This is a genomic window from Alteribacillus bidgolensis (genome assembly GCF_002886255.1).
GTDB lineage: Bacteria > Bacillota > Bacilli > Bacillales > Marinococcaceae > Alteribacillus > Alteribacillus bidgolensis.
Window position 1 is genome coordinate 659969 of record NZ_KZ614149.1, and the last position, 13157, is coordinate 673125.

9 protein-coding genes are annotated in these 13157 nt (G+C 36.8%); all 9 read left to right on the forward strand.

Features of this window, described 5'->3' with window-relative positions:
* Window positions 1–86: 86 nt before the first annotated feature.
* The 9 genes from dinG to CEF16_RS03560 all read left to right on the forward strand — a co-directional run bounded on the left by dinG (window position 87) and on the right by CEF16_RS03560 (window position 13128).
* Entirely contained in the window at window positions 87–2903 is a 2817-nt protein-coding gene (gene dinG / locus CEF16_RS03520; RefSeq protein ID WP_091579730.1) for an ATP-dependent DNA helicase DinG, read from the forward strand.
* Between the two features lie 25 nt (window positions 2904–2928).
* Complete coding sequence (locus CEF16_RS03525; RefSeq protein WP_091579733.1) at window positions 2929–4266, forward strand: amidohydrolase; 1338 nt, start codon at window positions 2929–2931, stop codon at window positions 4264–4266.
* Window positions 4266–4742 (forward strand): hypothetical protein, encoded by a 477-nt coding sequence (locus CEF16_RS03530; RefSeq protein WP_091579736.1) that lies wholly within the window; start codon window positions 4266–4268, stop codon window positions 4740–4742. The genes CEF16_RS03525 and CEF16_RS03530 overlap by 1 nt, the downstream gene beginning before the upstream one ends.
* A 207-nt stretch (window positions 4743–4949) precedes the next feature.
* Window positions 4950–6134, forward strand: coding sequence for a pyridoxal phosphate-dependent aminotransferase (locus CEF16_RS03535; RefSeq protein ID WP_091579738.1), 1185 nt, complete (start codon window positions 4950–4952; stop codon window positions 6132–6134).
* Between the two features lie 100 nt (window positions 6135–6234).
* Window positions 6235–7524, forward strand: a complete 1290-nt coding sequence (asnS, locus tag CEF16_RS03540; RefSeq protein WP_091579741.1) for an asparagine--tRNA ligase — start codon at window positions 6235–6237, stop codon at window positions 7522–7524.
* A gap of 72 nt (window positions 7525–7596) precedes the next feature.
* Window positions 7597–8301 carry a DnaD domain-containing protein gene (locus CEF16_RS03545; RefSeq protein ID WP_091579743.1) on the forward strand — a complete coding sequence of 235 codons (705 nt, stop codon included), beginning with the start codon at window positions 7597–7599 and terminating at the stop codon, window positions 8299–8301.
* 17 nt (window positions 8302–8318) lie between these two features.
* Complete coding sequence (gene nth / locus CEF16_RS03550; RefSeq protein WP_091579745.1) at window positions 8319–8981, forward strand: endonuclease III; 663 nt, start codon at window positions 8319–8321, stop codon at window positions 8979–8981.
* Window positions 8974–9510 (forward strand): YpoC family protein, encoded by a 537-nt coding sequence (locus tag CEF16_RS03555; RefSeq protein WP_091579747.1) that lies wholly within the window; start codon window positions 8974–8976, stop codon window positions 9508–9510. Before nth ends, CEF16_RS03555 begins: the two co-directional genes overlap by 8 nt.
* A gap of 27 nt (window positions 9511–9537) precedes the next feature.
* Window positions 9538–13128, forward strand: a complete 3591-nt coding sequence (locus tag CEF16_RS03560; protein WP_091579750.1) for a dynamin family protein — start codon at window positions 9538–9540, stop codon at window positions 13126–13128.
* The last annotated feature ends 29 nt before the right edge of the window (window positions 13129–13157 follow it).

A 13157-nucleotide genomic window follows, 5' to 3' on the forward strand; every position in this document is an offset into this window, starting at 1 on the left:
ATGGAGTGAACTTCTAGTCGGGGGTCTCCTTACGTAATATGTCTATATAATAAATTATTAAGTTTGACCACACCGGGGTGAACACAATGTCTGAAAAGTATGTTGTAATAGATACAGAAACAACAGGAAATGCACCAAAAAAAGGTGATAAAATCATACAAATTGGGGCTGCCGTTATTGAAGACAATCAGGTGAAGCAAACCTTTTCTACTTTTGTTCGCCCCTTTCAGCATATTCCGGTTTTTATTAAACAGTTAACAGGGATTAGTAATGAGGATGTTAAAAATGCCCCATCCTTTTCAGAAATAGCCCCTGAGCTGCTTGAATTATTGGAAAATGCTTATTTTATTGCTCACAATGTTCCGTTTGATTTGAATTTTATAAACCAGGAACTTATTCAAGCTGGATATCGCCCATTTAACGGCCCGACAATTGACACGGTAGAATGCGCTAGATTTTTATATCCTACTGCTCCAGGCTATCAGTTATCGCAGCTGGCTGATTGGTTAAATATAACTCACGACAGGCCCCATCAAGCCGACAGTGACGCAATCGTAACCGCTTATTTATGGTTGAATATGAAAGAGAAATTATTTCATTTGCCTGCTCCCACTTTAAAATCACTGATCTCATTAGCTGTGTACATGGATAGTGATATTGGGTCTTTAATAAAACATGCACATACATTAAATAAACATCATACACTTTCTGAAGAAGACGGAATTGAAATTTATAAAGGATTAGCGATAAAAAAGCTAGAACCTTTGCAGAAAAAGGAACAAACCTCAAAAGAAAACATACTAGGGGAAAAAGATTTCTTTTCAACTGACGGTATGCTCGCACGAAGCTGGTCGGATTATGAGCCAAGACAAGGACAAGACCAAATAGCCAAAGCAGTAAAAAAAGCATTTCAGATGAGGGAGCATTTACTTATAGAGGCGGGAACCGGTATTGGAAAAAGTTTATCCTATTTAGTGCCTGCTTTGTTCTATTGCAAAGAAGCTGATCGCCGCGTTGTAGTTTCTACCCATACTGTTAACCTCCAAGAACAGTTAATGGCAAAAGAAATTCCTTTGCTGAGAAAAATATTGCCATTTCATTTTAATGCAGTAGTAATGAAAGGCAGAAATCATTATCTCTGTCTTAGAAAGTTTAAACAGCTATTAAACACTGCCCCTTCTACATATGAAGAAGTATTAGGTTTGGCTCAAATTTTAACCTGGATACTAGAAACAAATACTGGGGATGTAGAGGAAATTAATATTGCTGGAGGGAGCAGCAGTTCGTTTTGGGAAAAAATGATGAGTGATGAAACAACATTTTCAGAAGCTTCATCATCCTGGTTCCCAAAAAATTATTACAATCGAATAAGAGAACAAGCAAAACATGCTGATTTGCTGATCACCAATCATGCGCTGTTGTTTTCAGATTTGTCAAAAGACAGTGGCTTCTTGCCCTCTTATAAAAATGTTATTGTAGACGAAGCACACCATCTAGAGGATTTGGCTGCTAAAAATCTTGGTTTAGAAGTAAACTACTTGGATTTAACGCAAATTTTTCACAAACTTGGTTTAATGGATAAGACTGGTTATTTTCAACGATTAATGGTTTATGAACAATCGGTTCACCAGCATTTTTCTTCTTCTTGGTATCAGTATAGAGAAGATCATTTTACTCTTTTAAAGTATGAAGTCGATGAATTATTTAGGATGCTCTATCAATTTTGCATGAAAACCGTCCAAACCAAGCAGACCGATGTAGGCAGAATATCTATAAGATATATTCCATCAATAGAATTGTCTTCTGACTGGCAGGTCATTCAAGATTCTCTAAAGCGCGTTCTTGTTTTATTTGAAGGAGAAGCGAATGAATGGCTGTCTTTTTATCAACATTTATCATCCCATGCACCATCTGGGTCTTTAGAGTACGGATTGCTGTATGATTTTAAAGCTGCCGTAAAAGAAGCAGAAGACGTTTGTGATCAGTTATTTGCACTATTAATGGAAAAAGATGAAAACTATGTATATTGGATGGAAATTGATAAAAAAGGGGCTGCAAATGCTGCCTATTTGTATGCTAGACCGGTTGACGTATCTGATCTGTTAGCAGATCGTTTTTTTGCCAAAAAAGATAGTGTAGTTCTCACATCAGCGGCACTTACTGTTGAAAATTCTTTCACCTATGTAATGGAAAAATGGGGACTAGTAGACTTTGCTCCGTCAGTTCTTCAGCTGCCCTCTCCATTTGAATATGATAAAAAAGCAAAAGTTTTTATTCCAGAAGATATGGCAGCTATAAAAGATGGTGAAAAAGAGTTTATTATACAAACAGCAGAATTCATTTATCAAGCTGCTTCTGTTACAGAAGGAAAAATGCTCGTTTTGTTTACTTCATTTGATATGCTGAAAAAAACGTATTATCAGTTAAGACAGTGGGATGAAGCTAGTAATTTTGTTGTGATAGGCCAAGGCCTTAAAAGCGGCAGCCGGTTAAAGCTATTAAAGGCTTTCAAACAATATGATAATGCGATTTTGTTAGGTACGAATGCATTTTGGGAAGGGATTGACATTCCAGGACAAGATTTAAGCTGTTTGGTTATTGTTAGACTTCCATTTTCTCCTCCTAATGAACCTGTTGCTCAAGCGAGAATGGAAAAAATCAAATCTGCTGGTGGAAACCCTTTTAGAGAAGTGTCACTTCCACAAGCTGTATTGCGTTTCAAACAAGGTTTTGGAAGACTTATCAGACATCAAAATGATAAAGGGGTAGTCATTGTACTTGACAAAAGAATTTTGCAATCAAAATATGGGATGCATTTTATTCAATCACTTCCAAAGCTGCCGGTTGTGCATAAACCTGTAGACTCCGTATTGAATGACATTGCAGCTTTTCTAGGCGATTAAGTGGAGAAGATAGGAGTGATAGACTGTGGACCAATATGTTCTCAATCATGTTCATATCATGACAACAGATCCTATTAATAGGTTTCAAAAAGATATGTATCTTGTGATTAGGAACGGATTAATTCAAGAAATCGGACACACCCCTTTACCGGATGCGTTAAAAAAAGATTTGCCAGTTATTAATCAGAAAGGAAAACTGCTGCTGCCTGGCTTGTATAATACTCATGCTCACACTCCAATGTCCCTTTTACGCGGTGTTAGTGATGATGTCCCGTTAAAAACTTGGCTGGGAAAAGAAATTTGGCCGCGTGAAGGATTGTTAGATAAACGAAAAGTGCAGGCCGGTACTTCGCTAGCATTAGCAGAAATGATTAAGTCGGGTACAGTAGCTTTTTTGGATATGTATCACCTACATATGAATGAGGTATTTAAATTAACAATGGATGCTGGCATGAAAGCAGTGTTAAGCCGAGGCATGATAGGGTTAGGTACTAAAAAAGAGCAGCATTCAAAACTTAATGAAGCTTGTGAACTAGCAAAGTATTGGAATGAAAATGGAAAAGGAAGAGTGAAAGGCATGCTGTTTCCTCATGCACCTTACACTTGTCCACCAGATTTTTTAGAAGCAGTTATTTCACAAGCTCATCATCATCAGCTTCCATTAGGCACTCATTTAGCGGAAACGTTAGAAGAAGTGAATGACCATAAACATCAATATGGTAAGTCTCCACTCCATCACCTGCATGAACTTGGCTTTTTTAATAAAAAAGCCATCTTAACACATGTCGTTCATGTTACTGATGAAGAGTTAGATCTGTTAAAAGACGGTATGATCACTGTTTCCCATAATCCAATGAGTAATGCAAAACTGGGATCAGGAACAGCTCCCATTCCGAAAATGTTAGAAAAGGGAATTTCAGTATCACTTGGGACAGATAGTACTGCTTCAAACAATAATTTAGATATGTTTCAAGAAATGAGAACAGCAGCTCTTCTGCAAAAAGGAGTTAATAGGAATCCGGATATTGTTTCGACGGACCAAATATTGGAAATGGGCACATTGCAAGGAGCAAGATCTCTTGGCTTTGCAAAACACGGTCTTCTTCAAGCTGGTTCTCCTGCCGATTTCATTATGCTTGATATGTCTTCGTTACATTTACAGCCTGAAGATAATTTAATTTCCCATTTGATATACTCTGCGTCTGGCCAGGACGTCACAGATGTTTATGTAGATGGAAAGCAGCTTATGAAAGATAAGGAACTGCTTACTCTTGATGAAGAAAAAATTATGTATGAAGCAAATGAGTGTTTTAAAGATCTAGAAAGCCGTTTCCTAAATAAACGGAGAAAGGAAGACAATTAATGCAGCGTTTGATTTTTGGAGCTGCAGGCCTTGGTATCATTATTATTTTAGGTGTGACGGCAATCATTTTTTTCTCTGCCCGCTCTTCCTTGGCTGAAGAGCTAGATAATGCTGAACGCGCGCTGCTTGTTGAAGATGATATAGCTGCTGTTAACAATGTGAGTTATTTTTTTGGAAATGAAGCGGTATATACCGCGGAAACCATAAATACAGAGGGGGAAGCTGAATGGGTATTCTATCAAGATGGAGAAATAAGAGAGAGAGTACTAAAACAAGATAGTTTAGATCGCTCGCAAGTTGAAAATGTCGTAAAGGAACGATTTGAGCTGCAAAAGATTAGAAATGTAAAGCCTGGATATGAAAATGGAGAGCCGGTTTATGAAGCTACCTTTGAAAAAGATGGCCGTCTTCATTTTTATTATATGAAATTAAGGAATGGTGAGTTTATAAAAAGGTATAGTATGAAGCAATCTTAAAAAACATCCTCTAGTGTGAACGAGAGAGACGTTTAATACAGTTCTAGGAACGTAATAAGATAAAACGGACCTTGAATTAACTGCGTCATTTTTATAAACTGACTTTATTGTATGAAAATGAGAAACATAATGATGTATAGTACGAATATTTTCTCAAAAAGAGCTGAATTTTAGACTTCTTAATCAACCCAAGGAGGAAAACAACTGATGCAATTATCTAAACGAGTATCTACCCTTACGCCTTCTTCTACGTTGGCGATTACGGCAAAGGCAAAGGCCCTAAAAGCAGAAGGACATGATGTGATTGGACTTGGAGCAGGTGAGCCTGACTTTAATACCCCTTCTTACATAATTGAAGCTGCTGCCGCATCAATGAGAGAAGGCCATACAAAATATACCCCTTCTGGAGGATTGCCGGAACTAAAAGATGCTGTAACAGATAAATTCAAAAAAGACCAGGACCTTGATTATTACCAAGATGAAATCATGGTTGGGACAGGCGCAAAACATGTATTATATACCCTGTTTCAAGCTTTGCTTGATGAAGATGATGAAGTAATAATACCTACTCCTTATTGGGTAAGCTATCCAGAGCAAGTAAAACTGGCTGGCGGTAAACCTGTTTATGTAGATGGACTAGAAGAAAATGATTTTAAAATTACTCCAGAACAACTTCAAAGTGCAGTGAATAGTAAAACAAAAGCAGTAATTATTAATTCTCCAAGTAACCCAACAGGAAATATGTACAGCAAAGAAGAATTAGAAAAAATAGGTGAAACAGCTTTAAAAAATAATCTGCTCGTTGTCTCTGATGAAATTTATGAAAAGTTAATTTATGGAGATGTCGTCCATCATTCGATTGCTCAAGTTTCACAGCAGCTAAAAGATCAAACTGTAGTAATTAATGGTGTCTCAAAATCTCATTCCATGACAGGATGGAGAATCGGTTATGCAGCAGGGAACGCAGAGTTAATTAAAGCAATGACCAGTTTAGCAAGCCATTCAACATCAAATCCGACTGCGAGTTCTCAATATGGAGCTATTGCGGCATACACGAAAGAAGATGGATCTGTTGAAAAAATGCGGCAAGCATTTGAAGAACGTCTTGACTGTGTGTATGAAAAACTTGTACAAATTCCAGGTGTGTCATGTGTAAAACCTAAAGGTGCGTTTTATCTTTTCCCTAATGTAAAAGAAGCAGCCAGCTCCTGTGGTTTTTCCTCTGTAGATGACTGGGTGAAGACTCTTTTAGAAGAAGAAAAAGTTGCAGTCGTACCAGGCAGCGGTTTTGGTTCGCCAGACAACATTCGTTTGTCTTATGCCACTTCTCTTGACTTATTGGAAAGTGCATTGGAAAGAATGGAGCGATTTATAAATAATCATTCTTCATAGATGGATATCGCGGCCAGAAAACGCTTCGTTGACGGTGCTTTTTCAAGAACGGTATAATAGAGCTTGTTAGCATAGCCTTTTTTGAAGGAGGAATATTCTATTGAAAACGACCATTCAACATATAGGCAATTATAAAGGAGAGAAGGTTCGTATTGGCGGTTGGATCGCAAATAAGCGATCAAGCGGTAAAATTGCTTTTTTGCAGCTGCGAGATGGAACTGGCTATATACAAGGCGTCATTGTGAAAAGTGAAGTGGATGAAAAGCTGTTTCAAACGGCGAAAAACCTTCCTCAGGAAAGTGCTGTTTATGTAGAAGGAACGGTCCAAGAGGATGAACGTTCTCCTTCCGGCTATGAGCTGCAAGTGAGTTCTTTAGAAGTAATACATGAATCAACAGATTATCCGATTACTCCTAAAGAACATGGCACCGAGTTCCTAATGGACCATAGACATCTATGGATTAGGTCTAAAAAACAACATGCTATTTTAAGAATTAGAAATGAAATTATAAATGCAACGTATGAATTTTTTAGGAAAGAAGGGTTTATAAAAGTAGACCCGCCTATTTTAACAGGAAGTTCTGCAGAAGGTACTACGAATTTATTTCATACGAAATATTTTGATGAAGATGCATACTTATCTCAATCCGGCCAGCTCTACATGGAAGCTGCTGCAATGGCATTTAATCGAGTGTTTTCCTTTGGTCCGACGTTCCGTGCGGAAAAATCAAAAACGAGACGGCACTTAATCGAATTTTGGATGATAGAACCGGAAATGGCATTTGTTGATCATAATGAAAGTCTAGTTATCCAAGAGCAATATGTTACTCACGTTGTTCAGTCAGTATTAGAAAAATGTCAACTCGAACTTAAAGCATTAGGACGCAATACCAGCATTTTAGAAAAAATTCAGGCTCCATTTCCTAGAATTACGTATGATAAAGCAGTTGAAATGCTTCAAAAAGAAGGGCATGAAATTACGTGGGGAGAAGATTTTGGTGCGCCGCATGAAACAGCAATTGCAGAAAAATTCGATAAACCAGTTTTTATCACACACTATCCACTAGAGATTAAAGCATTTTATATGAAACCAGACCCTGATAGAGAAAATGTTGCTCTTTGTGCTGATTTAATTGCACCAGAAGGTTATGGTGAAATTATTGGCGGCAGTCAGCGCATTGATGATTTAGAGCTAATGAAGCAGCGTTACAAAGAGCATAATCTTTCAGAAGAAGCTTACCGCTGGTATTTAGAGCTGCGGCAGTATGGTTCTGTTCCGCACTCTGGATTTGGTTTAGGTCTTGAAAGAACAGTTGCGTGGATAGCTGGAGTAGAGCACGTGAGGGAGACGATTCCGTTTCCTCGATTACTCAATCGATTGTATCCTTAATACTTCAGAACATCTCCCCCCTTTTTTTGGGGGGTTTTCTATTAAATTAGAGTAAGGAAAGGAGAGAAAAGAATGGAGCGGTCACAAATTGTTGCATTAATGCAGTACGGTCACTCTTCCATCTCCAAGCTGTTACTGGATTATTATGCCAGGCTTGGAATTAAAGAAACGGAAATGATGCTATTACTTCATATACATCGCTTCATAGAAGATAATCATCCTTTCCCTACTCCGGTTGAATTATCAGAACGTATGTCTATTACAGACAAGGAATGCTCTGAATTATTACGTTCTTTGATAAAAAAAGACTTTTTACGAATGGAAGATAATCAAGATGAAGACCAGGTTATGTATGAAACCTATTCTCTTACCCCGCTTTATGAACGAATTATTCAAGAGATGTATCATGAAAATGAAAACGAGAGTGGGAGTGCATCTAACGAAGACGGGAAATTATATGAAATATTTGAAGAAGAATTCTCGCGGCCGTTATCTCCAATGGAATATGAAACGATAAAAGTATGGCTGGACCAAGATAAACACAAACCTGAGCTTATAAAAACAGCGCTGCGCGAAGCTGTGATTTCAGGAAAGCTCAATCTTCGCTACATAGACCGTATTTTACACGAATGGCATAAAAACGGAATAAAGTCATCCCAAGAAGCAAAAATGCATGGCGATAAATTCAGGCAGTATCAAAAAGGGAAACGGTCTGCTGGACAAGGGAAAGGGACCTTGCCGCAATATCCTAATATTAACTGGCTTGATGAATCTTAAAAAAGGAGAAAAAAGAAATGTTAACAAAAACACAAGTTCAAGAGGCTCTTTTGCATATAGGAGATATGTTTCCCGAAGCAGAATGCGAATTAACACATTCGAATCCGTTTGAACTACTTATTGCTGTTGTGTTGTCTGCTCAATGTACAGATGCCCTTGTAAACAAAGTTACCCCTGGCCTATTTGAAAAATATATAAAGCCAGAAGACTATGTAGAGGTAAGTCAGGAAGAACTAGAACAAGATATACGCTCTATTGGATTATACCGCAATAAAGCAAAAAATATAAAAAAACTATCTCAATCCTTAATCGAACAATATAACGGCGAAGTTCCGCAAACTCGCGAAGAGCTGATGAGTTTGGCAGGAGTAGGCCGTAAGACCGCCAATGTAGTAGCTTCTGTTGCATTTCATACACCGGCTATTGCTGTAGATACTCATGTAGAAAGAGTGTCAAAACGATTGGGTATATGCCGTTGGAAAGATAACGTCCGTGAAGTAGAAGAAACGTTAATGAAAAAAATTCCGAAAGAACAGTGGGCACAAACGCACCACCGGTTAATTTTTTTTGGGCGTTATCATTGTAAGGCGAAATCTCCGCAATGTCATATATGTCCGCTGCTTGACATGTGCAGAGAAGGGCAAAAGAGAATGAAAAAGCAGGAGGCTCGTCATGGTTGAGCTTGTCATTCCAAAAGAACTAGCAAAAGAACCGTTTTATACTACTCAAACTACAGTTTCTTTAACAGAAGAGGAGGCTGCTAAAGAGAATATTCTTTATATTCCTTTTATGGCGGAAATATTGTGGTACAACAATAAATTAGCATCACCTCCTTGGAATAATCCTTTAAAATATATACCAATTATTCAAAAAGAGTGGGAACGCGATCTAAAAATGTTAAACTCTTTATATGAAGAACGTAATAGAAAAGATGCGAAGCCGTTAATGATTAAGCATATTGCTTCTTTAATGAACGCGATATGGTGGATGAACCGAAGAAAAGTTCCTGCTGCGGCGTGTCAAGATGTTAAAAAAACAGCGCATGAATTACCTAAGATCCCTGTAAATGCAGGAGAAAGGCTTGTATTTTTATTAGAGACACCAGATCATTATCACAGTTTTGTGCAGTTAAAAGAATTATTTAATGAAAGTAAAAAGCAATTCGCTGTCATAAAAATTAAGGAACAACAGAAAAATTATAACAGTTAAACAATTTTAAAAAAGAGAGGAAAACCTATGACGGAAACACAAACAAAGGCTTTGACGTTATCGCTAGAAGACCTTCCTTTTTACCCGGAAGATCAAAAACGGATCAGCCGTTTAAATAAAAAAATTGAAGAATCTTCGTTTGAAGTAGCTTTTTGCGGTCATTTTTCTGCAGGGAAATCTACATTACTGAACCGTCTTTTAGGCAGTGAAATACTTCCAACTAGTCCCATTCCAACCAGTGCAAATATTATAGCCATTCAAAATGGTCCGGTTAAGTTAGAAGTGACAAATTCGATAGGAGAAGTAGAGGCATGGGAGCAAGAGATTCCCTGGAATCAAGCAAAAAAATGGGGAATGGACGGAGAGGGTATTCATTCGATAAATCTTTTTGCACCTTTGCCATTTTTGACAGAACACGGAAAAATCCTTGACACTCCGGGAGTAGATTCTACTGATCCCAACCATCAGCGTGTTACGACAGAACAGCTGTATACGACGGATATGATTGTGTATGTTTCCGATTATAATCACGTGCAGTCGGAAACAAATATCGAATTTTTAAAAAAATTAGCGAGTGAAAACAAACCTATTATTCTAGTAATTAATCAAATTGATAAACACGACAATAAGGAATTAACACTTCAATCTTTTGAAAATGCAGTTCGTAGCATGCTAGCTAAATATGAAATAAAACCTGTACAAGTATTCTTTACATCGATGAAACATGAAGAACATCCTTTTAACCAATTTGAGGAACTAGAAACATATATAAAAGCAATTATATATAACAGCACCTCGCTAATAGAGCAAAGTAAGATGATGCTTGAAAACGCTGCTGTATATCAACTAATGGAAAGAGTGGAAGAGGAAAAACATGAAAAGTTTGCAGAGTGGAAAGAGGAAATGGAAGAAAAGGGAATTAACCCAGAGGATGCGAGAAAGAGTGATCAATGGCAACAAAACCTTTTAAATATTGAAGAAGAAAAACAGGAAGCTATTCGAGCAGTATACAAAGAAAGAAATCAATTGTTTAAAAATGTTATCCTTTTTCCATATACAACCACAGAAAAGGCTCAAAATTGGCTTGAGAGCAATCAAAAGAATTTTAAAGTCGGTATGTTTTTTTCTAAAAGAAAAACAGAAGCCGAAAAACAGCATAGAATGCAATTACTGTTAGATGAACTGAATGAAAAAGTAAAAACACAGCTGCTATTCCATTTAAGAAATTTGCTCCTTCAAGCAGATACATCATTTTTAGATGACCCTGCAACTTATGAAAAAAATGTACAAGAACTTTCATTTACAGTTGATGAATCCCTTTTGCAAGCCTATGCTACTACATCTGAAATGGATCGAAATTTTGTATATACGTATACAAAAAAAGTAACAGATGAGATTGTTAAGACTATAAAGACAAAAACGAATGAATTATTTTTACAATACGAAGAATCAATCGAAAAAAAATATATGCAGCAAAAAAATGAATTAGAAAACAAGCTCCAATCATCTGATCAATGGAAAGAAGCGTGGGAAATGTGGAAAGCAGTAGAAAGAAACTATGATCTTCAATTAATTGAGCTTAAGGATTGGTTAAGCAATAGAAAAATATCTGCAAACTTTTCAGACTTGCTGCAGCAGATAGCAATGAAAGGATATCCTGACGCACAAACACTACACATTCCGATTGTACAAGAAGATGAAAGTGTTATTGCTTCAGAAGCAGTTTATTCCTCTATACCAGAGAAAAACATTACGGTAGATGACTCTTTTATGGAACATCTCCAACAGTATTTGGCACGTTTTCAGTCAAGAAAGATTTTCACAGAAGAGAAAGAGCAATTAAATGATCTAATCGATCAATATAACAATAATTCAGCCGTTATTTCATTGTTTGGTGCATTTAGTGCTGGTAAATCCAGTTTTATTAATGCGATGCTAGGAGAAGATATTTTACCTGTTTCTCCACATCCTACAACAGCAGCTGTTAATAGAGTCAAGAAAAGTACTGAAACACATCCTCATAAAACGGTCATTATTTATGTGAAGGATGAAGAGTTTTTAGATAAAGAAATAAAAGCAGCTGCAAGAGAGCTTTCTATACCGATCGACCTTTCATCCATTGAACAATGGAAAAAGCCGAACAATCAGCTTTTAAATGGATATCAAAGAATGTACGCAGATTACCTTTATACGTTGCAGCAAAGTATTAGAAAAAGAACCATACAGCCTGGAACCTTTATAACAACTACTTTAGAAGAACTGAAAGAGTGGGTAGCTAAGGAAGAAAGAGCCTGTATGATCAAAGAAGTGGTTATTTATTTTGACTGTGATTGGACGAATAAAGGACTGGAGCTAGTTGATACTCCCGGAGTAAATTCTATTCATGGCAGACATACTAATGTCGCATTTGAACAGTTAAAGCGTTCTGATGCTATATTCTATTTAACCTATTATAACCACGCTTTTTCCAAAGCAGATCAAGTATTTTTGCAGCAGATCGGACGAGCAAACGAAAACTTTGAAACGGATAAGCTGTTTTTTATTATAAATGCAGCTGACCTTGCAGCGACGCCATTTGAGTTAAACGGTGTAACAAATCATGTGAATGAGCAGCTACGTAAAAATGGAATTACAGAGCCTCGTTTATTTGCTTTGTCAAGTAAAGAAGGTTTAAAGGTAAAACAGCATCAACAAGAGGAAGAAACCAAAACAGGACAAGCTTTTTTAGCCTTTGAAGAAACATTTTCACGTTCTACATGGGACCAGCTAAAAGTGCTGCATCTTAAAAAGATACGCTCTCTATGGGAAAATATTTATGATCAAACCAATCAAATTTTAAATGCATTTTCAAACGATGAAGAGGATCTAAAGCTGCGATTGAATGAGCGTGAAGATTTGGTAAATAGATTTTTACAAAAGCTAAGTGACTTTAACTTACAGTTTTTATTGCCTTTTTTAGAAGAAGAAATCCAACAGCAATGTGCCTTTTTAAAAGAAAGAGCAGCTTTTATTGTACAAGATTACTTTCCCCACGCTGTTAATCCATCTACAGTGGCGGGTTCAACAAAAAAGCAGCAAAAAAGTCATTTAAATGGCGCAATTCAAGAATTAGAAGGTTTTGCGCGAAAATATATCTCACAGGAGCAAGAGACAATCCTCATTAGAATAGAGGAACAATTAAAAAGAAAGATGCATTCTTATTTTCAATCATTTTTGGAAAAAGAATCCGAGAAAACATTGCACTTCATTCCGCCTTCGCTCTCCGTTGATCTAAGTAATAAGATCATGACATATGATGATGTAAATTTTAATAAAGGATCATTAATGGATATTTATCACTCAAACAAAGATTTCTTCGAAAATAAAAAAGTATTAATATTAAAAGAAAAAGTGACAGGCGAGGTTCAAAAAGAAACAAATGAGCTGCTAGATCATTTTGAAAGAGAAGCATGCGAGCGTATCAGGGATTATATTAAAGAATTAAATGAGCTCGGAAAAAATAAGCTGGAAAATGAAGCCCGTAAAGAAACCGAGCGGGCAGCTTGGATGTTTGATATATCAAGAAGAAAAGAATTAGAGGAAGAATACAGCTTTATAAAAGAAGCTCTTTTCCGTTAATTATTCAAAAAGCCACCTGGTAAGCTGTT